Consider the following 23,739-nt stretch of genomic DNA (forward strand, 5'->3'; position numbering starts at 1 on the left):
GTCGACCTCGACGGGTATCAGCTCGCTGTCGACCGGCCTCAGCTCGACCGATAGCTCGGTCGCCTCGCTGTCGACGTCCACGTCGACCGGCCTCTCGTCGGCAACCAGCTCGATCAGCTCGCTGTCCACGTCGACCTCGACGGGTATCAGCTCGCTGTCGACCGGCCTCAGCTCGACCGATAGCTCGGTCGCCTCGCTGTCGACCTCCACGTCGACCGGCCTCTCGTCGGCAACCAGCTCGATCAGCTCGCTCTCGACCTCGACTTCGACGGGCATCAACTCGTTGTCCACGGGCCTGAGTTCGACCGATAGCACCGTGGCATCGCTGTCGACTTCGACATCGACCGGCCTCTCCTCGGCAACCAGCTCGATCAGCTCGCTGTCGACTTCGACCTCGACGGGCCTGTCGTCCGCGACCAGCTCGATCGGCTCGCTGTCCACCAGCCTCAGCTCGACCAACAGCTCGCTGACGTCGTTGTCCACGTCGACCGCAAGCAGCGTCACGTCGCTGTCGACGGGCCTGAGCTCGACCGACAGCTCGGTCGCCTCGCTGTCGACTTCGACGTCGACCGGCCTCTCGTCGGCGACCAGCTCGATCAGCTCGCTGTCGACCTCGACCTCGACCGGCCTGTCGTCGGCAACCAGCTCGATCAACTCGTTGTCCACGTCGACCTCGACCGGTCTCTCGACGGCCACCAGCACGATCCTGTCGCTGTCCACGTCGACCTCGACGGGTCTCTCGACGGCAACCAGCTCGATCACGTCGCTGTCCACCTCGACCTCGACCGCGATCGAAGCCGCGAAGACGCACTACTACAGCGTCAACGACAACGGCACGCAGCAAGGCAACTACGCCAACGACGGCGCGACGGGCGTCAACTCGCTGGCAGCCGGCGTGAACGCCAGCGCGGCAGGCGCCAGCAGCGTGGCAGTCGGCGACGGTTCGAACGCGCAGACGGCAGGCGCGGTCGCCATCGGCCAGAACGCTTCGGCCACCGGCGGCAAGGCGGTGTCGATCGGCTCCGGCAACACGGCGAGCGGCGACGGCGCGGTCGCGATCGGCGACCCGAGCATCGCGACGGGCACCGGCGCAGTCGCTCTGGGCGCGAACGACACGGCGACCGGCACCGGCGCAGTGGCACTCGGCAACGCGAACACGGCAACCGGCAACAGCGCGCTCGCCCTCGGCAGCGCAAACCAGGCCACCGCGGACAACACGATCGCGCTCGGCAATCAGGCGACGGCCAGCGCGATCGGCGCCCAGGCCTACGGCTCGAACGCGAAGGCCACGGCAACCGACGCCCTCGCCTTCGGCACGAACGCGCAGGCCAATGTCGCCAACTCGATCGCGATGGGCGCGAACTCGACCACGGGCAACGCTGTCGGCGTGTCGAGCGTCACGGTCGGCGGCATCACGTACCCGGTCTACGGCACCTCGCCAGTGGGCGTCTTCAGCGTCGGCGCACCCGGTGCGGAACGCCAGATCACGAACGTCGCGGCAGGCCAGGTATCGGCCACCAGCACGGACGCGATCAACGGCAGCCAGCTCAACGCGACGAATCAGGCGGTCAACAGCCTGTCCACGTCGACCGCGTCGAACATCGCGTCGCTGTCGACCGGCATCGGTTCGCTGTCGACGGGCCTCAGCTCGACGAACAGCAATCTCACGTCGCTGTCCACGTCGACCTCGACGGCGATCAACTCGCTGTCGACGGGCCTCAGCTCGACGAACAGCAACCTCACGTCGTTGTCGACGTCGACCTCGACCGGCATCGGCTCGCTGTCGACCGGCCTGAGCACGACGAACAGCACGGTGGCTTCGCTTTCGACCGGCGTGACGAACCTCGGCGATCAGGTGAACCAGTTGTCGACCACGATCAACAACAACACGACGCGTGCGACGAACAACACCGCCATCGCGGCCGACATGAACGGCACCGGCTCCGACCGGCCGACCGTCACCGCCGGCTCGAACTCGGTGGCGATCGGCGCGAATTCGAGCGACGGCGGTCGCTCGAACGTGGTGTCGGTCGGCAGCGACACGCAACAGCGCCAGATCACGAACGTCGCGCCGGGTACGCAAGGCACCGACGCGGTGAACGTGAACCAGCTGACGCAGGTGCAGACGACGCTGTCGACCGCGCTGTCCGGCCAGCAAGGGCAGATCAACGCGCTGGGTTCGCAACTGCAGCAGACCGACCAGATGGCGAAGCAGGGTATCGCGGCCGTCGGCGCGATGGCGTCGATCCCGCAGCTCGATCGCGACGCCAACTTCGGGATGGGTATCGGCACGTCGACCTTCCTCGGCCAGAAGGCGATGGCGGTCAACATGCAGGCGCGCATCACGGAGAACCTGAAGGCGTCGATCAACGGCGGCTTCAGCGGCGGTCAGAAGGTGATCGGCGCCGGCATGCTGTACCAGTGGAAGTAACCCGTCGCGCCGCCACGCCGCCGGCTCGCGAGCCGGCGGCGCCAGGGGGCCCCGACGGCAGGACGAGCCCGCCGCGCAACGCGCGGCGGGCTTCAGTCAACCCAAGTATTGAGGACGTAACCGTGAACAAACTCGCTCTTGCGCTCGCGCTTTCCGCGCTGGCCCTCGCCGCGTGCTCGACCGCATCCGGCCCGACCTTCAGCGCCTCCGAACTGCAGCCGCGCGACGGCGTGCGCACCTTCCAGGTGGACTGCCACGGCCTGCTGTCGGGTCCGCAGACCTGCATGAAGGCCGCCCGCAAGATCTGCGGCGACCAGCCGGTGCGCGTCGTCGATTCCGCCCGCGCGCTGCGCGACAAATCCGATCCCGCGACGCTGGTGTTCCAGTGCGGCGCCGCGCCGGCCCAAGCTGCGTCGGCGGCCGAGCCGGCCCCCGCGCCCGCCGCGGTCGAACACGTCAACCTCGCGGGCGACGCGCTGTTCGCGACGGGCCTGGCCACGCTCACGCCGGCCGCGCGCGCGTCGCTCGACAAGCTGCTGAACGAACGCGAAGACCGCACGTACACGCAGGTGACGGTCACCGGCCATACGGATTCGGTCGGCAACGACGCCGCCAATCTCGCGCTGTCGAAGCGCCGCGCGGAAACCGTCGCAAGCTACCTGAAGGCACACGGACTGAAAGCGCAGGCCGTGTCGGTCACGGGCCGCGGCAGTGCCGATCCGGTCGCGTCCAACGCGACGGCCGAAGGCCGCGCGAGCAACCGCCGCGTCGAGATCTCGCTGCAGCGCTGAGCAGCCGGCCGTCGCGGCCCCGGCGCACCCCGCGCCCGCACGCGACGGCCTTGACCGGCAACGCGCAGCCGCCCCGCCGGCCACCCCGCCCGACCGCACCGACCCCGCTTCGCCGGGGCCCCGGCTCCCGCGCGGGCGGCTATGTCAAAGTTCGTCAGGCCCCCTCCACAAAACGGCGCCTTCCGTGCCACAATCGCCGCAGACAGCTGCCGAGGCGTTCCGCCCGCGTCGCGCGCCGTGACCCGCCCGACGACACACCGGAATCCGGCGGCCGCCCCGCGATTCGCGCCGCTCGACTCATATTCCGGCGCGCGCCGGCGCGAACACAACCACGACAATCCACGGCGCGCCGTTTCGCGGCCACGGCCGAACGCACGACGCCGCAGAGGAAACCAACCGGTGACGGACATCAATCAAGCCGCCTCGGGCGGCACCCGCAAGCAACGGCCGGCCGTCGGCATCTCGCTGTTTGCGCGGGACGGCCAGGCGATCTGGGAAAACGGCATTCACCAGAACATCGCGTTCCTCGCGATGATGCTCAAGCGCTCCGATCGCGTCGGCCCCGTCTATTTCCTGAACGGCGGCGACGCCAACGCATTTCCGGCCGGGCTCGATCTCGACGGCCTCGACGTGCCGCTCGTGAAGCCTTCCGACGTCACGCACGACCTCGACGTCGTGATCGAGATGGGCGCGCAATTGCCGCTCGAATGGCGCAGGCACATGAAGGCGCTCGGCAAGAAACTCGTCGCCTTCTTCTGCGGACACGTCTACGCCGGCCTGGGTGAAACACCGATCTTCGGCAAGCCGTCGGGACACATCTTCAACGACACGCCGTTCGACGAAGTATGGCTGCTGCCGCAGTACGAGAAGACCGGCGCACCGATGCTGCAAACCCTGTTGCGCGCGCCGGTGCACCTGATGCCGCATATCTGGTCGCCGTACTTCCTCGATCGCCGCATCGCCGCGCTGGCGAGCGAAGGCCTGACGTTCGGCTATCGGCCCGGCCGTCGCCCGTGGAATCTCGCCACGCTCGAGCCGAACATCTCGGTCGTGAAGTCCTGCCACTACCCGATGCTCGCGTGCGACGAACTCTACCGCGCGCATCCGGACGCCGTGCAGCATCTGTTCGTCGTCAACTCGATGCACATGAAGGCCCATCCGACCTTCTTGCACTTCGCGAACAGCCTCGACCTCGTACGCCAGCACAAGGCGACGTTCGAGCCGCGCATCGACCTGCCGGGCTTCATGGCGCGCCATGCGGACGCCGTCGTGTCCCACCACTGGGAAAACGCGCAGAACTATCTGTACTACGACGTGCTGTACGGCGGCTATCCGCTGATCCACAACTCGACGCTGATCGGCGACGCAGGCTACTACTACCCGGACTTCGATTCCGCCGCGGGCGGCCGCGTGCTGCTCGATGCCTGGCTGCATCACGACGAGCAGCTCGACGACTACCGCGCGAAAGCCGACCGGCTGCTGCGGTCGGTCTCGATCGACAACCCCGCGAACCTCGACGCGTTCGTCTCGCGTCTGGTCGCCTGAACCGGAGAATACGCATGTCGGACTCCAATGCCCGTCAAGCGCCCGGCGAGGGCAAGCGTCTCGTCGTCGGCGTGTCGCTGTTCGTGCGCGGCGCCGGCCAGTCGCTGTGGGAAAACGGCATCTTCCAGAACTGCCTGCTGCTGATCCTGTTGCTGCGCCAGTCGCCGCTCGTCGCTGAAGCCGTGATGGTGAACGGCGGCGAACAGCTCGCGGATCCGCAGATGATGCTCGGCGAATGGGACGTGCCGCTGCTGTCGATGGACGAAGCGCTCGAGCGCTGCGACGTGCTGATCGAAATGAGCGCGCAGTTCGGCGCCGACTACCTGCGCGCGTTCCGCGACCGCGGCGGCAAGGTCGTCACGATGCGGGTCGGCAACGACTACGTGATCGACATCGAACGCGCGATGTTCGACAAGCCGTCGGGCTTCCTGTTCTCGGGCGCGCCGTACGACGCGGTCTGGACGATTCCGGAATTCGAGCGCTCGTGCCTGCACTATTACCAGACGGGCCTGCGTGCGCCGGTGACGATCGTCCCGCACATCTGGCATCCGATGCTGTTCGACAAGGCACGCGCGACGCTCGGCGCCGGTTTGTCGTTCGGCTATCAGCCCGGCAAGCCGCGCTGGCGCGTGACGATGTTCGAGCCGAACATCTGCATGGTGAAGACGAGCATCATCCCGATGCTGGTGACCGAGGAAGCGTATCGCGCGAAGCCCGATTTCGTCGAATTCGTGCGCGTGTGCAATACGCTGCACCTGAAGGAACATACGACGTTCGTTCATTTCGCGAAGAGTCTCGACATCGTGAACCACGGGATCACGACGTTCGAAAGCCGCTACGCGGTGTACGAGTTCATGGCCGCCTACGGCGACGCGGTGGTGTCGCACACGTGGGAAAACGCGCAGAACTACCTGTACTACGAACTGCTGTACGGCGACTATCCGCTGATCCACAACTCGCCGTTCCTCGGCAAGGCCGGGTATTTCTATCCGGACTTCGACTGCCAGGCCGGCGGCCGCGCGCTGCTGCGGGCATTTGCCGAACACGACGCGAATCTCGATGCATACCGCGAGCAATCGAAGCACGTGCTCGACTCGGTCAGCATCTACAACCCCGACAACGTCGCCGCGTATTCCGACGCGATCGCGTCGCTCTATCGCGACGCTTGACGCGCCACCTTCTCCGGACTCCGACATGAACGCACACCCGCCTCTCTCCCGCACGAAATGGCTGATCGGCTGCGCCGTCGCCTCGATCGCGATCGGCGCACACGCGCAATCCGGCGACGAATCGGCGGACGCGCTGCTGCGCGATGCAGATGCAGTCTTCAAACAGCTCGACGCCGGTCAGTACGGCGCGGTGTGGACCGGCTCCGCCGGGTTCGTGAAGGCGCGCATCAAGCAGGACCAGTTCGCGGCGGACATGCAGCGCGCGCGCCAGTCGGTCGGCATGGTCAGCCATCGCGGCTGGGCGCAGATCACGCGGATTCGCTACACGAATTCATCGTCGATGCCCGACGGCCTTTATGCGAATGTCGACTATGCGACGACGCTCACGACCGGGACGACCGTATACGAAAAGCTGAGCTTTCGCCTCGACGACGACGGCCTCTGGCACCTGACCGGCTACGTGCCGCGCCAGTCGCAGAACTACACGCCTTGAACCGCGCACCGTCCGCCCGGAGCCGCCGATGAAAATCAATGTCGCGATTACGATGAACGTGCAGCGCGACGCGACGCAGTCGATCTGGTACAACGGCGCGAACCAGCATTGCGTGTACCTGTACATGCTGCTGAAGCGCTCGCCGCTGATCGGCGAAGTGTGGCTCGCGCACGACGACGGCATCACCGACTACCCGCAGGCGCTGATGATGGACGCGTTCGGCGACGCGCTGCGGCCGTTGTCGGCGATCGTCCACCAGACCGACCTGCTGATCGAGATGAACGCGTTCGTCGACCCGTCGCACACGGACGCGGTGCGCCGGCGCGGCGGCAAGTGCGTGTCGTACCGTTTCGGCAACGACTACGTGATCGCGGTCGAGACGATCAACTTCGAGAAGAACAACTGGCGGCCGAACCCGAACCGCGTGCAGTTCGACGAGATCTGGACCAACCCGCAGCACATGCACACGTGCGCGGCCTACTTCCAGGCCGTATATCGCGCGCCGGTGATCGAGCTGCCGCACATCTGGTCGCCGTACTTCATCGAACGCAGCCTCGACGCCGACCCCGAGCTGAAGGCGCGCTTCGGCTACCGCAACCACGGTCCGGCCAAGCGCATCGCGTTCTTCGAGCCGAACCTGAACGTCGTGAAGAGTTCGATCGTGCCGATGCTGGCCGCGAACGCGTGCTATGTCGAGCATCCGGAGCTCGTCGAACACGTGTACATGACCAACACGTTCGACAAGAAGGAAAACGTCGCCTTCAAGCATCTCGCGCTCGGGCTCGAGATGGTGCGCGACGGCAAGGCGACGGCCGACGTGCGCGCGCCGTTCGTCGCGTGGGCCGCGCATCACACCGACATCGTCGTGTCGCACCATTGGGAAAACGGCCTGAACTACCTGCTGTACGACGCGCTGTACGGCAACTATCCGCTCGTGCACAACTCGCCGTTCCTGCGCGACGTCGGCTATTACTACCCGGACTTCGAGATCTTCGACGCCGCACGCGCGATCGCGACCGCCGCGCAGACGCACGACGCGCGGCTCGACGACTACGCGGCAGCGGCCCGCCGCTGCCTGCAGCAGGTCGACACGCTCGCCGACCACAACGTCCGCGCGTATTCCGGGCAGATCCAGCGCCTGTTCGCCGGGCGCGCGCTCGGCTGACCGCGCCCGTTCGCCCTCCGTTCATGAAGCACACCGTCCGCCACTTCGTCGTGATCGATTCGATCCACGGCCCGTTCGTCATCGACCGGCACAGCACGCGGCAGGCCGACGCGCTGCTCGAGACCGGCCGGCCGCACAACCAGGGCGAGCTCGACACGATCATGCAGGTGATCGACCAGTTGCCCGACGGCGCGCTCGCGGTGGACGGCGGGGCGAATGCGGGACTCGTCTGCGTGCCGATCGCGCAGCGCTTGCGCGATCGCGGCGGCCATGTCCATGCGTTCGAGCCGCGGCGCACGCTGTTCCATGCGCTCGGCGGCACCGTCGCGCTCAACCAGCTCGACAACCTTCATCTGCTGAACATGGGGCTCGCGAGCCGCAACGGCACGATGACGGTGCCCGACGCAGACGGCGGGCACCCCGCCGGCGCCGAACCGGCCGCACGCGTCGACGCGCACGCGGCCGACGGCACGCCCGCCCCGACCGTCAGGCTCGATTCGCTCGGCCTGCCGCGCCTCGATTTCCTGAAGCTCGACATCGACGGGATGGAGATCGACGCGCTGCACGGCGCGCGCCTGCTGATCGAAACGCATCTGCCGTGGTGCTGGATCGCCTGCCGGAACGCGGATGACGCACGCGTCATCGATACGTTCGCCGGCCTCGATTACACGTTCTACCGGTTCGACGGGCCGAATCTGTTGTGCGTGCCGAACCCGCGCTGGGACCGGCAACGCCTGTTCATCTCGGGCGAGCCCGTCGGCCGCGTATCCGCCCGGGCAGACGATGACGCGAATGCCGCCGTGTCAGCCGAGACCGACGACGCGCCCGAAACGCACTGGAACCGCGCGCTCGACCACGAATCCCGCTGCGAATGGGGCCACGCGATCGCCCGCTGGCTGTGCGCGCGCGGCCGGGGCCTCGACGACGATGCGATCGCGTTCCAGCTCGCGTCGTGCTACGGCTTCGCCGGCGCGCCCGATGCCGGGCTCGCGGCACTCGAACGCATCGGCGAACCGGCCGCGCTGCCCGACGCGCTGCGCGGGCGCGTCGAACTCGCGCGCTCGGCGCTGCTGCTGCGTGCCGGCCGACGCGACGAAGCCGCACGCGCGACCATCGCCAGCGAGAACGTGCTCACGGCCGCACGGTTCGGGCTGCCGACGGAACGGCTCTACGACGGCCAGCCGCTGCACGGCAAGCGGCTGCTCGTGATCAGCTACGGCGGGGTCGGCGACCAGCTCCAGTACGCGCGCTACCTGCATGCGCTCGACGCGCTCGACGGCGTGGCGGTGACGGTCATCGTCCCCGCCGCGCTGGCCGACCTGATGCGCCATACGTTCCCGCGCATCGAAGTCGTCGCCGCACACGGCGCGTGGGTCGACACGTCGCAGATCGCTCACGACTACTGGTGTTCGTTCCTGGTGCTGGCCGCGCAGTTCGGCTACGCGCCGGCACCGGCCGGTGCGCCGGCCGCCTACCTGTCGTGCCCGCCCGAACGGGCGGCGGCATGGCGCGAACGCGTCGCGCGCGATGGCAGCGCACCGGGCACGCGCCGCATCGGCCTCAACTGGCGCGGCCGCGACGAAAGCGATGCGCGCTTCCTGCGCGCGGCCAGCCTGCGCGACCTCGCGCCGCTCGCGCGGCTGCGCGGCCATGCCGCGTACTGCATCAACCGCGATATCGCCGCGCAGTCCGAGCCGTCGGATCTGCCAGTCACGTTCCCGCATCACGCGATCGGCGATTTCAGCGATCTGGCCGCACTGATGCTCGCGATGGACGCCGTGGTCACCACCTGCACCGCGCACATCCACCTGGCCGGCGCGCTGGGCGTGCCGGCCGTCCTGCTGCTGAGCCCGAAAGCCGATGCGCGCTGGGAAACCGGCTCGCGTACCGCGCTGTACCCGGGCATCCGGATCGTGCGCGCCGCGCATCCGGGCCGCTGGGACGATGCGGTCGACCGCGCGCTGGCGCTCGTGCTGGGTGGCTTCGGGAAGGATTGACGAGTGACCTTGCCGCGCGACGCAAGCGGTAGTACTCCTGAGGAGCGTGACGAGAACCTGACGAGGACGTGATGCACGAACCGGCGTCAAGCCGGCACGCGCTGCCCGCGTCGCTCGGCGAACGCACGGCCATGCCGCCGGCCGATGCGCGCAAGCCTCGCGAAACAACGTGCCGCCGCGGGGCCGACATCGCCGGCCTGTTGCGCCAGACTGCCCGATACGCCGCACGCGATCGCCGAATCGTCGCCGCAAGCACCCGCGAACACACCGGCGAAATAGTGTCGCGCCGCGCGCTCGCGACCGTCGGCATCGAGCGGTTTCATCCGGTGAATGTGTTGCGAGACGTCCTTCAGGCCGTCGAGAAACGGCATGACGTCGACCGGTGCAACGGTCGCGTCAATCGCGTCGGCGCCGAGTTGCTCCAGCATCTCGGCCAGTTCGGCGATCGCGACGAGCTCGCGCGCATCGGCCGCCTGCGTGCCCGTTCCGTGCCCGGCCTTCTTCGTCGCCGCCATGCCCACGCCCCTATTCAATTCTTCGTTGTATGATGCCGGCGCGCCGCGCCCGCGCCGCAGCGTCATGCGGCGGCCGGTGACCGCCATGTAAAGCGGATGCCCTGCGCCCATGAGACGCCGGAATCCAGGATGATCTGCCGGTCGATCTCGTTCTCCACGCCTTCGACGACGACGTGCCGCGCGCTTTCGTGCGCGAACGCGATCAGCCGGCGAAACTGGTAGCGCCCGATCGCGTTGCGCTTGATCAGCGACAGGACCGACCTGTCGAGCTTCACGATGTCGGGATTGCCGACCACCAGGTTGTTCAGCGCGCTGAAGCCGACGCCGAAATCGTCGATCGCGACGCGGCACCCGGCCTGGCGAAACCGGTTCACGAACGACCGGCCCGCGACGGGGTTCAGCGGCCCCGTCTCGGTGATTTCGACGACCAGCCGCGCCGCGACCGACGGCTCGCGCTCGAGCCGCCTGAACAGGGCGAGCCACGCGTCGTCCACGACCGCGCTCGTCGCCGTGACGTTGCAGCCGTACACGGCCTTCGGATCGGCGCGCAGCGCGTCGATCGTCCGGCCCACCACGAGCCGGTCGAACCAGCGCATCAGCCCGAGCGATTCGAGGCGCGGCAGGAACGCGAGCGGCGGCAAGACATCGCGCGCGCCCCAGCGCAGCCGCGCGAGGCATTCGTGATACAGCACGCCGCCCGACAAATCGGCGCGGCAAACCGGCTCTCGCGCGAATCCGAGCCGGCTTTCGACGAAACTGCGTACCGACGCAAGGTCGGGGTGATCGTCAGGCGCGCCGAATACGAGATCGATCTCGTCCCGATTCGCTACGCTGTTCGCCTCCAGGCGAGGTTCGACCGCATTCATCCGGCGCTCCGGCAATTGTCGGACCGCCGATGACGGCCCGCGCTCTCGATACATGTGGCGCGAGCCGACCACGACGCGCACCACCGCCTACCCGGCCCAACCTCTTTTTCGATCTTTTTCGGGAGCGTACTTTTTATTCCGGCGTGCCGTCAAATCAGATATTGTCAATGATATTCAAACACCGAAAATACACCACACGCGCACATCGACAAGAGTGCGACAGGTTACACAAAAACGTCGACGATACTCCGATCGATACTGGTTATTTGCCCCACCCGAACATCTTCGGGTGAATCAATTTATCGCAAGGCCCGTTTCAAAAATCGGATGTTTGAAATATCATATGACAAATGCGCGCCAGCGAAACGCTACCCGGACCCGACGGCCGGATTCCTCGCAACCGCTGGCAAACCGTGCAGCCATTGCGTTGCGACGACGCATTCGGTCTCCACAGAATTCAATTTTGCCGTTTCAAACGATATTGAAAATATTTGAATGATAATCCGGCTGACTTGAACGACAATAATTAAGTCGAATTATACGGCAGCCATCGATCGAAAGATATTTAACAATCTTTCCGACTAGTTAACCTATAAAATTATTTTTGACGGACTTCCCTCGGAGCCGTCAAATTCGTGCCTTCAAAAACCGTCGAATCTCCCCGGTTCGGCGGTTTCTTTTTTAACGGCTCATTTCTTCAGACATTAACCCGGGACAATCCGGTTGACGGCATGCGGCGGGATCAAGCCGACCGCATTCGATCGCGCAAATCGCGATCGAATGCGGCCGCGGGCCGCAGGCGGCGGCGCGTGCCGCGTCGTGCAGCCTTATGCCGCCGTCGCGCCGATCAGGTTCGCGAGCAGCGCGTCGTAGTCGGCGACGAGCGCGGGGTTCGCCGACGTATAGCGGCGCAGGATCTCGCGCTGCCGCCGCGCATACCCTTGCCAGTCGTCGTCGTGCGTATGCAGCACGTGCAGCAGCGCCTCGGTGCCCTTCTGCACGTCGTTGCCGGGATAGTAGTAGCCGAGGTCCGGCACGAGGCTCGCGTTGTGCACGAGCGGATAACCCTGCCAGCACACGTCGAAATAGAAATAGTTGAGCGGGTTCGCCCATTGATGCGACACGACGATGTCGGTCATGTCGGCCAGGAACAACGGCGTGTCGAAACGCCCGACGAAGCTCGCCTTGCCCGCGCGCACGATGTCCAGGTAGTTCATCAGCGTCACGAACTCGGGGCTGTTGTGCGCGAGGCGATCGGCGTTCGTCACGTGCGTGAAGCAGATCGCGTCGGGGTCGCGGCGATACGCCTCGTCGATGATCAGCATCGGATACATGCAGAACTTCACGACGTTGTGGTTCGGCTCCATCACCGTCAGCCGCTTGCCCGGTTCGCTGCGCGGCCGGTATTCGCCACGCTCCGGCAGCGATTGCGCACGCGCCTCCAGACACATCGGGTCCCACACGAACGGCACGACGCGCCCCGGGCAACGGCGCAGCGACTGCAGGAACGGCAGCGACGACTCCGCGATCTGCGGAATGGCCCACAACTCGTCGTAGCCGCGGTTGATGAACAGCGAATCCCACATGCGGCGGCCGAACAGTATCGATTCCATCGAGGTGATGTACTCGAAGCCGCAGCAGTAGCTGACGATCTTCGCGCCGCGCGCCTTCAGGTAGGCCGTCTGCTCGCCGTCGATCTGACCGCCCAGCTCGATCACCACGTCGAGCGCATCCTTCATGTCGGCGAACGCGCGCGTGTCGTATACGCGGCGATCCCAAGGCAGCGCGTCGGTAAGCGCCACGTCGGTCGTGTTGACCAGCGTCACGCGATACCCATGCGGCGACGCCATCAACAACTTCGCGAGAAACAACGCGTTCTGCTTGATGCCGTTGATCCACAGGCTTTCGTCGGGGGCGCGCAGGCCGATCGTGATACCGATGCGCAGGCCGTTCAGGGCAGGAGACTTCATCTCGTCGGCGGGGGGCGTGATTGAATGGATGCAGTGTAGCTCACGGCAATGGCCACGTGAGTAATCCGCCAGTCTAGCGGAGCGCCGGCCGCCAGACTGTCAGGCATGGTCATACGCGATGCGGCCGAGAGCCGTCGTCCGCACCGTGCGGGCCTGGCCATGCACGCCATCGCCGACGGCCGGATGCGAAATGCGACGAGGCCGGCGCCGCGCCGCGAGGCGCCACGCCGGCCCGTGCGCGGCACACGCCGCGATCAGCCTTCCGCCATCATCAGCAACTGCGCGCCATCCGCGACCTGGTCGCCGACGCCGTACAGCACTTCCGCGACGACGCCCGCGCCCGGCGCGCCGATCGTGTGCTCCATCTTCATCGCTTCCATCACGATCAGCGGCGTGCCGGCCTCGACCTTCTGGCCCGGCTCGACCAGCACCGCGATCACCTTGCCGGGCATCGGCGCAGTGAGGCGGCCGCCGCCATGCTCGGTATCGCCCGCGTGCGCGAGCACGTTGCGCCATTCGAAGGTCTCGGCGACACCCTGCGTGAACACGTGGAAACTGTCGCCGTCCGCATACACGCGGCCGCTGCTGCGCACGCCGTCGAGCGTCACGTCGAAGTCGAGCGGCGTCGCGCCGCGCGTCCATGCGAACGGTTGCGCGGCCGCGTCTCCGGTGGCGAGGCGCGTGCTGCCGCGGTCGTCCTCGTAGGTGACCGTCACGTCCGCGTCGCGATCGGGCGCATGCCATTCGAGCGTGCGGCGATAGCCGCCGTTCAGCCGCCAGTCCGGCAGTGCACCCCACGGCGACGCGCCTTCCCGTGCGGCCGCGCCGCGTTCGCGCGCGAGCAGTGCCGCGCAGGCCAGCGCGAGCGTCGCGCGCGGCGGCTGTTGCGGCGCGAACAGCGCATCGTGGTTGCGCTCGATCAGGCCCGTGTCGAGATCGGCGCTCGCAAACGGCCCGCAGTTGACGATCCGCTGCAGGAACGCGGCATTCGTGTGCAGGCCCACCACCTCGCAGGCCCGCAGCGCGCGCAGCATCCGGCCGAGCGCTTCCGCGCGGTCCGCGCCGTGCACGATCAGCTTCGCGATCATCGGATCGTAGAACGGCGTGATCGCGTCGCCCTCGCGCACGCCGCTGTCGACGCGCACCGGCGCGCCGATCGCGAACTCGACGCCTTCCGGCAGCCGCAGGTGCTTCAGCGTGCCGGTGGACGGCAGGAAGCCGCGCGCCGGATTCTCCGCGTAAAGACGCGCCTCGATCGCATGACCCTGCACGCGCAGTTCGTCCTGCTTCAGCGGCAGCGGCTCGCCCGCTGCGACGCGCAGCTGCCATTCGACGAGATCGAGCCCCGTGACCATCTCGGTGACCGGATGCTCGACCTGCAGGCGCGTGTTCATTTCCATGAAGTAGAACGCTTCGCCCGTCATGATGAACTCGACGGTGCCCGCACCGACGTAATTCACCGCGCGCGCGGCCGCGACGGCCGCCTCGCCCATCGCCTGGCGCACGTCTTCATGCAGCCCCGGCGCCGGCGCTTCCTCGAGCACCTTCTGGTGACGACGCTGCACCGAACAGTCGCGATCGAACAGGTAGACGGTGTTGCCGTGCGTGTCGCCGAACACCTGCACTTCGACGTGACGCGGGCGCGTCAGGTATTTCTCGATCAGCACGCGGTCGTTGCCGAAGCTGCTCGCGGCCTCGCGTTGGCACGACGCGAGCGCCGCCGGGAAGTCCTCGGAGCGCTCGACCACGCGCATGCCCTTGCCGCCGCCGCCCGCGCTCGCCTTCAGCAGCACCGGGTAGCCGATCTCGTCGGCTTCGAGATGCAGGTTCGCCGCGTCCTGGTCGTCGCCGTGATAGCCGGGCACGAGCGGTACCGCGGCCGCGTGCATCAGCGCCTTGGCGGCAGCCTTCGAGCCCATCGCCGCGATCGCGCCGACCGGCGGCCCGATGAACGCGATGCCGGCCGCCTCGCAGGCATGCGCGAAATCCTCGTTCTCCGACAGGAAGCCGTAGCCCGGGTGGATGGCCTGCGCACCGGTCGCGCGCGCGGCCTCGATGATGCGCTCGATGCGCAGGTAGCTGTCCGCGGCCGCCGCGCCGCCGATGTGCACGGCTTCGTCGCAGGCGGCGACGTGCTTCGCGTTCGCGTCCGCGTCGGAATAGACGGCGACGCTCGCGATCCCGAGACGTTTGCACGTCGCGGCGACGCGGCAGGCGATTTCACCGCGGTTGGCGATCAGAATCTTGTCGAACATGGCTTCGATGTCGTCCGGAAAGTTAGGGGCACGCCGTCATTCACGCCACGAAGGCGTGCGTTTCTCGAGGAAGGACGCGATCCCTTCGCGCGCTTCCGCGCCGGCGCGGGTGCGCGCGATCCAGTCGGCCGTCTGCTCGATCAGCGTCGCGTCGAGCGGCCGGCCGGCCACGTCGGCGACGAGCCGCTTGCACGCCTGCACGGCGTCGGGGCCGTTCGCGACGAGCGTCGCGGCCAGCTTCGCGACCGTTTCGTCGAGCGCATCGGCCGGCACCGCGTCGTGAATGAAGCCGAGCGACGCGGCGCGCGCACTGTCGAACACCTCGGCCGTCGTGAAGTAGCGGCGTGCCGCGCGCTCGCCCATCGCCCGCACGACGTACGGCGCGATCGTCGCGGGAATCAGCCCGAGCCGCGCTTCGGACAGGCAGAACTTCACGCCGTCGGCGGCGATCGCGATGTCGGCCGCCGCGACGAGACCCACGCCGCCCGCATACGCGTCGCCATGCACGCGCGCGATCACCGGCTTGCCGCAGCGGTGGATCGCCTCGAGCATGCGCGCGAGCTTGCGCGCGTCGGCGCGGTTCTCGTCGTCCGAGTAACCGGCCATCTTCTTCATCCAGTTCAGGTCCGCGCCCGCGCAGAACGCCGCGCCTTCCGCGGCGAGCACGATCGCACGCACGCCGGCGTGCGCGTCGAGCCACTCGAACGCGGTGGTCAGCTCGGCGATCGTCGTCTCGTTGAACGCGTTGCGCACGTCGGGCCGCGCGAGCGTGACGGTCGCCACACGGCCGGCTTCGCTTACCTTGATCGTTTCGTATCGCATCGGTCAGCCCTCCCGGCCGTTACATGCGGAACACGCCGAAGCGCGTGTCGTCGATCGGCGCGTTCATCGACGCGGCGAGGCCGAGGCCCAGCACGTCGCGCGTCTGCGCGGGGTCGATCACGCCGTCGTCCCACAAGCGCGCACTCGCGTAGTACGGATGCCCCTGGCGCTCGTACTGGTCGCGGATCGGCTGCTTGAATGCCTCTTCGTCCTCGGCCGACCACGCGCCGCCCTTTGCCTCGATGCCGTCGCGGCGCACGGTCGCGAGCACCGACGCCGCCTGCTCGCCGCCCATCACAGAGATCCGCGCGTTCGGCCACATCCACAGGAAACGCGGGCCGAACGCACGGCCGCACATCCCGTAGTTGCCGGCGCCGAACGAGCCGCCGATGATCACCGTAAACTTCGGCACCTTCGCATTCGACACGGCCGTCACCATCTTCGCGCCATGGCGCGCGATGCCTTCGTTCTCGTACTTGCGGCCGACCATGAAGCCCGTGATGTTCTGCAGGAACACGAGCGGAATCTTGCGCTGGCAGCACAGCTCGATGAAATGCGCGCCCTTCACGGCCGATTCGGAGAACAGGATGCCGTTGTTCGCGACGATCCCGACCGGATGGCCCCAGATGTGCGCGAAGCCCGTGACGAGCGTCGTGCCGAAGCGCGCCTTGAATTCATCGAACTCCGAATCATCGACGATGCGCGCGATCACCTCGCGCACGTCGAACGGCTTGCGCGTGTCGACCGGAATCACGCCGTACAGGCTCTTCGCGTCGTAGCGCGGCGGCTTCGGTTCGCGCAGCGCCACCGGCGACGCGATCTTCGGCGCGAGGTGACCGACGATGTTGCGCGCGATCGACAGCGCATGCGCGTCGTTCTGCGCGAGGTGGTCGGCCACGCCCGACAGGCGCGTGTGCACGTCGCCGCCGCCGAGATCCTCGGCGCTCACTTCCTCGCCGGTCGCGGCCTTCACGAGCGGCGGGCCGCCGAGGAAAATCGTGCCCTGGTTCTTCACGATGATCGACTCGTCGCTCATCGCCGGCACATACGCGCCGCCCGCCGTGCACGAGCCCATCACGACCGCGATCTGCGCGATCCCCGCGGCGGACATCGTCGCCTGGTTGAAGAAGATGCGGCCGAAGTGGTCGCGATCGGGAAACACGTCGTCCTGGTTCGGCAGGTTCGCGCCGCCCGAATCGACGAGATACACGCACGGCAGCCGGTTTTCCGCGGCGATTTCCTGCGCGCGCACGTGCTTCTTCACGGTCATCGGGTAGTAGGTGCCGCCCTTGACCGTCGCGTCGTTGCACACGATCACGCACTCGCGGCCCGCGATCCGGCCGATCCCGGTGATCACGCCCGCGCCCGGCGCGTCGTCGTTGTACATGCCGTTCGCGGCGAGCTGCGACAGCTCGAGGAACGGCGCACCCGGATCGAGCAGTTGCGCGATGCGGTCGCGCGGCAGCAGCTTGCCGCGCGACAGGTGCTTGTCGCGCGCGGCCGGGCCGCCGCCTTGCGCGAGCTGTTCGATCTTCGCGCGCAGGTCGGCGACGACCGCCTCCAGCGCCGCGGCGTTCGCGCGGAATTCTTCCGAACGCGGGTTCAGTTTCGATTCGATGATCGGCATCGACGGGGCTCCGTTCGCGTGACGTGGGGCGTTACATCGTTTCCGCGAACAGCTCGCGGCCGATCAGCATCCGGCGGATCTCGCTCGTGCCGGCGCCGATCTCGTAGAGCTTCGCGTCGCGCCACAGACGGCCGACCGGGTATTCGTTGATGTAGCCGTTGCCGCCGAGGATCTGGATCGCCTCGCCGGCCATCCACGTCGCCTTCTCTGCCGTGTAGAGGATCACGCCCGCGCAGTCCTTGCGCACCTGGCGGATGTGGTCGCTGCCCGCCGAGTCGAGATGGCGGCCGACCGCGTACAGGTACGCGCGGCACGCCTGGAACGTGGTGTACATGTCGGCGACCTTGCCCTGGATCAGCTGGAATTCGCCGATCGACTGGCCGAACTGCTTGCGGTCGTGGATATACGGCACCACCGCGTCGAGACACGCGGCCATGATGCCCGTCGGGCCGCCCGACAGCACCGCGCGTTCGTAGTCGAGGCCGCTCATCAGCACCTTCACGCCGCCGTTGAGCTGGCCGAGGATGTTCTCCTCCGGCACCTCGACGTCCTGGAACACGAGTTCGCCCGTGTGCGACCCGCGCATGCCGAGCTTGTCGAGCTTCTGTGCGACCGAGAAGCCCTTCATCCCCTTCTCGACGATGAATGCGGTGATGCCGCGCGGGCCGGCGTCGAGGTCCGTCTTCGCGTAGACGACGAGCGTGTCGCAGTCGGGGCCGTTGGTGATCCACATCTTCGTGCCGTTGAGCACGTAACGGTCGCCGCGCTTGTCCGCGCGCAGCTTCATGCTGACGACGTCGGAGCCCGCGTTCGGCTCGCTCATCGCGAGCGCGCCGATGTGTTCGCCCGACACGAGCTTCGGCAGGTACTTCTGCTTCTGCGCGTCGGTGCCGTTGCGGTGGATCTGGTTCACGCACAGGTTCGAGTGCGCGCCGTACGACAGGCCGATCGACGCCGATGCGCGCGAGATCTCCTCCATCGCGACCATGTGCGCGGTGTAGCCCATGTTCGCGCCGCCGTATTCCTCGGCGACCGTCATCCCGAGCACGCCGAGATCGCCGAACTTCTTCCACAGATCCATCGGAAACTGGTCGGTGCGGTCGACCTCCGCCGCGCGCGGCGTGATTTCCTTCGCCGCGAACGTCGCGACGGCGTCGCGCAGCATCTCGATGTCTTCACCGAGCATGAATTGCACACCGGGCAGGTTGATCATGTCTCCTCCGTCTCCAGAAAGTGGGTCGCACGCGCCGATTTCTGAGTTTCGCTCAAATCGGATCAATGCGTCGATTCATTAAGCCAATACAGTGGAAATTTTGCACAGTTTCGCGCCTCGTCCGGCTTGTCGTCAATAGTTTTTTGAGTGACACTCAGATATCATTGCGAGATGACAGCCGCTACCGCCGACACCATGACCGCCACCGCCAAAGCCGATCGCGCCGAGCCGTCGCGCGCCCCCGCCGGGCGCAAGTCCCAGCAGCGCGTGCAGGACATCCTGCGCGCCGGCCGCGAAGTGTTCGCCGAAAAGGGCTACGAGCATGCGACGGCCGCCGAGATCGCGCAGCGCGTCGGCGTGTCGGAGGCGACGGTGTTCAGCTACTTCCGCGGCAAGCGCGAGCTGTGCGCGCGTGTGATCGCCGACTGGTATGACGAAATCATTGCCGCGTTCGAACTCGGGATGCCGCAGGACGCGCCGGTGCAACAGCAGTTCGCGTTCATCGTGCGCACGCACCTGCGGCTGATGCTGGTGAACGGCACGGGGCTGTGCGCGCTGGTGCTGTCGGAGGGGCGTGCGAAGCAGCATGCGCTGAGCGACGAGCTCACCGCACTGCAGCGCCGCTACACGGCGCCGCTGATGGACGTGCTCGCGCGCGGCCAGGCGGCCGGGCAGGTGCGCCGCGACATGCCGCTGAGCCTGCTGCGCTCGATGGTGTTCGGGCCGATCGAGCACGTGCTGTGGGATGCAATCCTCGGGCACCGCAAGCTCGATACGGAAACGACGGCCACGCAGCTGATCGACATGCTGTGGGCGGCCGTGCAGCCGCCCGCGCCGGAGCAGGCGGCGCTGGTGCGCTTCAGGAACGAAGTCGCGGAAGCGGTGCGGCGGCTCGAAGGCGAAGCGTCACGCGCGTGACGCCGGCAGGCGGTGCGGCGCGCCTGGCGCCTTGCCGCATCACCTGCTCCATCGAGCCGAGTCCAACCGCTACGATTCCTCGCTCACCCGCAGCGGCGCGCGGCTCTGCTCGTTATTCAGATGGACGAACTTGCGCAACAAGCGCATCAGTTCCTGCGAATCGTCCTCGCCCATGCCGTCGAACAGGCCAGCGCGCAATTCCTTCACCGACGGAATCAGGTGCGTGAGCAGCTCGACGCCCGCCGGCGTCAGCAGCAGGCGCCGCTGACGCCGCGGCAGCACTTCGCGGACGATCAATCCTTTCGCCTCGAGCCGGACCGCGAGATCGGCAGTGGTCGACGTGTCGAGCGCCACCCGCTGCGCGAGCGTCACCTGATCGAGCCCCGGGCACTCGTAGAGCATCCGCAGGACCGCGTACTGCACCGGCGTCACGTCCCGGCCCAGCTTCTCGTAGAACATCGCGACTGCGATCTGGTGCGCGCGCCGGATCAGGTGCCCGGGCTCGTCGTACAGGTCGAGCGGGAAAACCGGCGCGTCGGCGGGATTCGTTTTTTCCATGAATGAGTCGATGACATAGGCGGCGCACGCCGTTGCGTGCGCCGACGGCATGGCGCTGCCTCACGCCATTTCCCGGGAAAACCAGTATACCGCTCGCCTTGCTCCAGCCAATCTCAATGAGTACACTGAATCACATTCAGTACACGGAATGACGAGTTGCCGCGTACCGGCGGCACCGCCCTGAAGGAGACGAACAACGTGTTTCTCAAGAACGCTTGGTATGTGGCCTGCACGCCCGACGAGATCAACGGCAAGCCGCTGGGACGCAAGATTTGCAACGAATCGATGGTGTTCTACCGCGCGGCGGACGGCCAGGTCGCCGCGCTCGAGGATTTCTGCCCGCACCGCGGTGCGCCGCTGTCGCTGGGTTTCGTGCGTGACGGCGTGCTCGTGTGCGGCTATCACGGGCTCGAAATGGGCTGCAACGGCAAGACGGCCGGCATGCCGGGCCAGCGCGTCGGCGGCTTCCCGCCGATCCGCAGCTTTCCGGTGGTCGAACGGTACGGATTCGTGTGGGTCTGGCCGGGCGACGCGTCCGAAGCCGATCCCGCGAGGCTGCCCGCGCTGCAATGGGCCGAAGATCCGGCCTGGGCGCACGGCGGCGGCCTGTATCACATCCGTTGCGACTACCGGCTGATGATCGACAACCTGATGGACCTCACGCACGAGACCTACGTGCATGCAACGAGCATCGGCCAGAAGGAAATCGACGAAGCCGCGCCGAAGACCACCAGCAATGGCGACGAAGTCGTCACCAGCCGCTTCATGGAGAACGTGATGCCGCCGCCGTTCTGGCGGATGGCGCTGCGCGGCAACGGGCTGGCCGACGACGTGCCGGTCGACCGCTGGCAGATCTGCCGCTTCACGCCGCCGAGCCACGTGATGATCGAAGTGGGCGTCGCGCATGCGGGCCACGGCGGCTACGACGCGCCGGCGGAGCTGAAGGCGTCGTCGATCGTGGTCGACTTCATCACACCGGAGACGGACACCTCGATCTGGTACTTCTGGGGGATGGCGCGCAACTTCCGGCCCGACGATCACGCGCTGACCGCCGAGATCCGCGAAGGCCAGGGCAAGATCTTCGCCGAGGATCTCGAGATGCTCGAGCGCCAGCAGCTCAACCTCGAGCAGTGGCCGGAGCGCAAGCTGCTCAAGCTCAACATCGACGCCGGCGGCGTGCTGTCGCGCAAGGTGATCGAGCGGCTGCTCGCCGAAGAAAGTGCGGCGAGCCCGCAGCGGCCCGTGATTCCGGTCGCGCAGATCAAGGAGGCGTCATGAGCGCCGCGACGCTGACGGTTCGCGTGGCCCGCAAGTGGCAGGAAGCGCGCGACATCTGCGGCTTCGAATTCGTCAGCGACGACGGTTCGCCCCTGCCGCGCTTCGACGCCGGCGCCCATATCGACGTGCATCTGCCGGGCGGGCTCGTGCGCCAGTACTCGCTGTGCAACCACCCGGAGCACGGCGATCGCTACCAGATCGCGGTGCTGCGCGATGCCGAGGGCCGCGGCGGGTCGCGCGCGATTCACGACGAAGTCCGGCAAGGCGATACCGTGCGGATCGGCATGCCGCGCAATCAATTCCCGCTCGCGCCCGACGCCCCACACCACCTGTTGCTCGCCGGCGGAATCGGCGTGACGCCGATCCTCAGCATGGCCGAACGGCTGTTCTCGTCCGGCCTGCCGTTCGACATGCACTACTGCGCGCGTTCGACCGATCGCATGGCCTTCGTCGAGCGGATCAACGCTGCCGGGTTCCATGATCGCGTCCGCTTCCACGTCGACGACGGCGACCCCGCGCAACGCTTCGACCTCGCCGCGGTGCTCGCCGCCGCGCCGGACGGCACGCACCTGTATGTATGCGGCCCGCGCGGCTTCATGGATGCAGTGCTGAACGCCGCGCGCGAGCGCAACTGGGCCGAAGCGCGGCTGCACTACGAGTTCTTCGGCGGTGCGGTTGCGTCGTCCGGCGCGGATCGCGCGTTTAAGGTCCGGATCGCGAGCAGCGGCAAGGTGATCGACGTGCCGGCCGAATGCACGGTCATCGCGGCGCTGGCGGCCAACGGCATCGACGTGCTGACGTCGTGCGAACAAGGCGTATGCGGCACCTGCATGACGCGCGTGCTCGAAGGCGAGCCCGATCATCGCGATTCGTATCTGACGGAAGCGGAACAAGCGGCCGGCGACCAGTTCATGCCGTGCTGCTCCCGATCGCGAAGCGACCTGCTGGTCCTCGATCTGTAGACGGACCGCCCGATACGCGGCGGCCAACCACAATACTGGAGACGATCAATGGAACGACCTGCCCAGGCACCCATCAGTACTGCTCAATTCCCGGTCGACCGATGGTGGGTCGCCGCGCTGTCATCCGAACTGACGGACCGCCCCGTCGCCCGCACGCTGCTCGGCCGCCCGGTCGTGCTGTTCCGGTTGCCGTCCGGGGAAGTCGGCGCGCTGGAGGATCGCTGCTGCCACAAGTCGCTGCCGCTGTCGTGCGGCTCGCTCGAAGCGCGCGGCCTGCGCTGCGGCTATCACGGGCTGCTGTTCGACCGCGGCGGCACCTGCGTGGAGATTCCCGGGCAGGAACGCATTCCGGCGAAGGCGTGCGTGGCGTCGTATCCGGTGCAGGAGCAGGACGCGATCGTATGGATCTGGATCGGCGCCGACGCGCACGCCCAACCGAGCTGCGCGCCGCCGCGCTATGCGTTCCACACGGATCCGCAATACCGGTTCGGCGGCGGCCACTACCATTACGACGCGCCGTATCAGCTGATTCACGACAACCTGATGGACCTGAGCCACCTCGGCTACGTTCATCTGAAAACGATCGGCGGTAACGCGCCGCTGCATATGGGCGCGGAAACCCGCGTCAGCAGCGACGGCGACACGGTGACACTGGTCCGCCGGATGCCGGCGTCCGACCCGCCGCCGACCTACACGGCCGCGTGGCCGTTCACGGGCCGCGTCGACCGCTGGCAGGAAATCGAATTCCACGTGTCGCATATCCGGATCTGGACCGGCGCGATGGACGCAGGCACCGGCGACCTTCACGACCCGGCGCGCGGCGGTTTTCACATGCGCGGCTTCCACGGCATCACGCCCGAGACGGAAACGACGACGCACTACTTCTGGACCGTCGCGACCAATCCGCAACACGACGTCGAACGCATCGCGCGAACGGTCATCGAGCAATCCGCGGCGACGTTCGATGAAGACAAGACCGTGATCGAAGCGCAATACCGCAATCAGTTGCGGTTTCCGGACGGCCGCCAGATCGACATTCACGTCGACGCGGGCCCCAATCGCGCGCGGCGCGTGATCGAGCGGCTGCTGCTGCAGCCCGACCCCGCGTAACCCTCGCGCCGGCGCGCGAACGACGCGAGCCGGCCGCGATGGGCGTTCCCCGGG

19 protein-coding genes are annotated in these 23,739 nt (G+C 67.2%); 11 read left to right on the top strand and 8 right to left on the bottom strand.

Annotated features, from left to right (window positions below):
• The 7 genes from U4Z64_RS30555 to U4Z64_RS30585 form a co-directional block, all read left to right on the top strand.
• Positions 1–2,431: YadA family autotransporter adhesin (locus U4Z64_RS30555; protein ID WP_321821917.1), on the top strand; the 2,431-nt coding region annotated here is incomplete at its 5' end.
• 122 nt (positions 2,432–2,553) lie between these two features.
• Entirely contained in the window at positions 2,554–3,222 is a 669-nt protein-coding gene (locus U4Z64_RS30560; protein ID WP_321821918.1) for an OmpA family protein, read from the top strand.
• A 399-nt stretch (positions 3,223–3,621) separates the two neighbouring features.
• The gene (locus tag U4Z64_RS30565; protein WP_044847399.1) at positions 3,622–4,767 is read left to right on the top strand and encodes a DUF2827 domain-containing protein; all 1,146 of its coding nucleotides are present in this window, start codon (positions 3,622–3,624) and stop codon (positions 4,765–4,767) included.
• 14 nt (positions 4,768–4,781) lie between these two features.
• A complete protein-coding gene (locus U4Z64_RS30570) occupies positions 4,782–5,936 on the top strand; it encodes a DUF2827 domain-containing protein (protein WP_124529996.1) in 1,155 nt (384 codons plus the stop codon).
• Positions 5,937–5,961: 25 nt separating this feature from the next.
• Positions 5,962–6,429: a DUF4019 domain-containing protein gene (locus U4Z64_RS30575; protein WP_044847401.1), complete on the top strand. Its 468-nt coding sequence runs from the start codon at positions 5,962–5,964 to the stop codon at positions 6,427–6,429.
• Positions 6,430–6,457: 28 nt separating this feature from the next.
• Positions 6,458–7,594, top strand: coding sequence for a DUF2827 family protein (locus U4Z64_RS30580; protein ID WP_044847402.1), 1,137 nt, complete (start codon positions 6,458–6,460; stop codon positions 7,592–7,594).
• A gap of 23 nt (positions 7,595–7,617) precedes the next feature.
• Positions 7,618–9,591 carry an FkbM family methyltransferase gene (locus U4Z64_RS30585; protein WP_321821919.1) on the top strand — a complete coding sequence of 658 codons (1,974 nt, stop codon included), beginning with the start codon at positions 7,618–7,620 and terminating at the stop codon, positions 9,589–9,591.
• Between the two features lie 86 nt (positions 9,592–9,677).
• Here U4Z64_RS30585 and U4Z64_RS30590 read toward each other — a convergent pair whose 3' ends face one another.
• The 7 genes from U4Z64_RS30590 to U4Z64_RS30620 all read right to left on the bottom strand — a co-directional run bounded on the left by U4Z64_RS30590 (position 9,678) and on the right by U4Z64_RS30620 (position 18,859).
• Complete coding sequence (locus U4Z64_RS30590) at positions 9,678–10,106, bottom strand: hypothetical protein (RefSeq protein WP_321821953.1); 429 nt, start codon at positions 10,104–10,106, stop codon at positions 9,678–9,680.
• A 62-nt stretch (positions 10,107–10,168) separates the two neighbouring features.
• On the bottom strand, positions 10,169–10,972 hold the full coding sequence (locus tag U4Z64_RS30595; protein ID WP_044847404.1) for an EAL domain-containing protein: 804 nt from the start codon (positions 10,970–10,972) through the stop codon (positions 10,169–10,171).
• A gap of 827 nt (positions 10,973–11,799) precedes the next feature.
• On the bottom strand, positions 11,800–12,942 hold the full coding sequence (locus U4Z64_RS30600) for a DUF2827 domain-containing protein (protein ID WP_124488642.1): 1,143 nt from the start codon (positions 12,940–12,942) through the stop codon (positions 11,800–11,802).
• A gap of 254 nt (positions 12,943–13,196) precedes the next feature.
• Entirely contained in the window at positions 13,197–15,197 is a 2,001-nt protein-coding gene (locus tag U4Z64_RS30605; RefSeq protein ID WP_321821920.1) for an acetyl/propionyl/methylcrotonyl-CoA carboxylase subunit alpha, read from the bottom strand.
• A 36-nt stretch (positions 15,198–15,233) separates the two neighbouring features.
• Positions 15,234–16,019, bottom strand: a complete 786-nt coding sequence (locus U4Z64_RS30610) for an enoyl-CoA hydratase/isomerase family protein (protein ID WP_014898432.1) — start codon at positions 16,017–16,019, stop codon at positions 15,234–15,236.
• 19 nt (positions 16,020–16,038) lie between these two features.
• Positions 16,039–17,646 (bottom strand): carboxyl transferase domain-containing protein, encoded by a 1,608-nt coding sequence (locus U4Z64_RS30615; RefSeq protein WP_124488648.1) that lies wholly within the window; start codon positions 17,644–17,646, stop codon positions 16,039–16,041.
• Between the two features lie 31 nt (positions 17,647–17,677).
• Positions 17,678–18,859, bottom strand: coding sequence for an isovaleryl-CoA dehydrogenase (locus U4Z64_RS30620; protein ID WP_044847409.1), 1,182 nt, complete (start codon positions 18,857–18,859; stop codon positions 17,678–17,680).
• Positions 18,860–19,030: 171 nt separating this feature from the next.
• Here U4Z64_RS30620 and U4Z64_RS30625 point away from each other — a divergent pair, with 171 nt between their 5' ends.
• Positions 19,031–19,777 carry a TetR/AcrR family transcriptional regulator gene (locus U4Z64_RS30625; RefSeq protein ID WP_124488649.1) on the top strand — a complete coding sequence of 249 codons (747 nt, stop codon included), beginning with the start codon at positions 19,031–19,033 and terminating at the stop codon, positions 19,775–19,777.
• Positions 19,778–19,846: 69 nt separating this feature from the next.
• Here the strand turns inward: U4Z64_RS30625 and U4Z64_RS30630 are convergent, their stop codons facing one another.
• The gene (locus U4Z64_RS30630) at positions 19,847–20,335 is read right to left on the bottom strand and encodes a MarR family winged helix-turn-helix transcriptional regulator (protein ID WP_321811797.1); all 489 of its coding nucleotides are present in this window, start codon (positions 20,333–20,335) and stop codon (positions 19,847–19,849) included.
• Positions 20,336–20,533: 198 nt separating this feature from the next.
• On the opposite strand from U4Z64_RS30630, the gene U4Z64_RS30635 reads away from it, so the two are divergent.
• From U4Z64_RS30635 to U4Z64_RS30645, 3 genes are read left to right on the top strand one after another with little or no spacing between them, the layout of a single operon-like run.
• Entirely contained in the window at positions 20,534–21,613 is a 1,080-nt protein-coding gene (locus U4Z64_RS30635; RefSeq protein WP_321821921.1) for an aromatic ring-hydroxylating dioxygenase subunit alpha, read from the top strand.
• On the top strand, positions 21,610–22,575 hold the full coding sequence (locus U4Z64_RS30640; RefSeq protein WP_321821922.1) for a PDR/VanB family oxidoreductase: 966 nt from the start codon (positions 21,610–21,612) through the stop codon (positions 22,573–22,575). Before U4Z64_RS30635 ends, U4Z64_RS30640 begins: the two co-directional genes overlap by 4 nt.
• Before the next feature lie 48 nt (positions 22,576–22,623).
• Positions 22,624–23,685 carry an aromatic ring-hydroxylating dioxygenase subunit alpha gene (locus tag U4Z64_RS30645; protein ID WP_321821923.1) on the top strand — a complete coding sequence of 354 codons (1,062 nt, stop codon included), beginning with the start codon at positions 22,624–22,626 and terminating at the stop codon, positions 23,683–23,685.
• The last annotated feature ends 54 nt before the right edge of the window (positions 23,686–23,739 follow it).

The organism is Burkholderia sp. BCC1996, assembly GCF_905339955.1.
In the GTDB taxonomy this organism is placed as follows: Bacteria; Pseudomonadota; Gammaproteobacteria; order Burkholderiales; family Burkholderiaceae; genus Burkholderia.

Excerpts from the sequence above, each read along its gene's own strand:
- U4Z64_RS30625 (WP_124488649.1), top strand. The coding sequence starts at position 19,031 with ATGACAGCCGCTACCGCCGACACCATGACCGCCACCGCCAAAGCCGAT.
- U4Z64_RS30585 (WP_321821919.1), top strand. The coding sequence starts at position 7,618 with ATGAAGCACACCGTCCGCCACTTCGTCGTGATCGATTCGATCCACGGC.
- U4Z64_RS30595 (WP_044847404.1), bottom strand. The coding sequence starts at position 10,972 with ATGAATGCGGTCGAACCTCGCCTGGAGGCGAACAGCGTAGCGAATCGG.
- U4Z64_RS30620 (WP_044847409.1), bottom strand. The coding sequence starts at position 18,859 with ATGATCAACCTGCCCGGTGTGCAATTCATGCTCGGTGAAGACATCGAG.
- U4Z64_RS30575 (WP_044847401.1), top strand. The coding sequence starts at position 5,962 with ATGAACGCACACCCGCCTCTCTCCCGCACGAAATGGCTGATCGGCTGC.
- U4Z64_RS30615 (WP_124488648.1), bottom strand. The coding sequence starts at position 17,646 with ATGCCGATCATCGAATCGAAACTGAACCCGCGTTCGGAAGAATTCCGC.
- U4Z64_RS30600 (WP_124488642.1), bottom strand. The coding sequence starts at position 12,942 with ATGAAGTCTCCTGCCCTGAACGGCCTGCGCATCGGTATCACGATCGGC.
- U4Z64_RS30605 (WP_321821920.1), bottom strand. The coding sequence starts at position 15,197 with ATGTTCGACAAGATTCTGATCGCCAACCGCGGTGAAATCGCCTGCCGC.
- U4Z64_RS30640 (WP_321821922.1), top strand. The coding sequence starts at position 21,610 with ATGAGCGCCGCGACGCTGACGGTTCGCGTGGCCCGCAAGTGGCAGGAA.
- U4Z64_RS30645 (WP_321821923.1), top strand. The coding sequence starts at position 22,624 with ATGGAACGACCTGCCCAGGCACCCATCAGTACTGCTCAATTCCCGGTC.
- U4Z64_RS30590 (WP_321821953.1), bottom strand. The coding sequence starts at position 10,106 with ATGGCGGCGACGAAGAAGGCCGGGCACGGAACGGGCACGCAGGCGGCC.
- U4Z64_RS30610 (WP_014898432.1), bottom strand. The coding sequence starts at position 16,019 with ATGCGATACGAAACGATCAAGGTAAGCGAAGCCGGCCGTGTGGCGACC.
- U4Z64_RS30570 (WP_124529996.1), top strand. The coding sequence starts at position 4,782 with ATGTCGGACTCCAATGCCCGTCAAGCGCCCGGCGAGGGCAAGCGTCTC.
- U4Z64_RS30580 (WP_044847402.1), top strand. The coding sequence starts at position 6,458 with ATGAAAATCAATGTCGCGATTACGATGAACGTGCAGCGCGACGCGACG.
- U4Z64_RS30630 (WP_321811797.1), bottom strand. The coding sequence starts at position 20,335 with ATGGAAAAAACGAATCCCGCCGACGCGCCGGTTTTCCCGCTCGACCTG.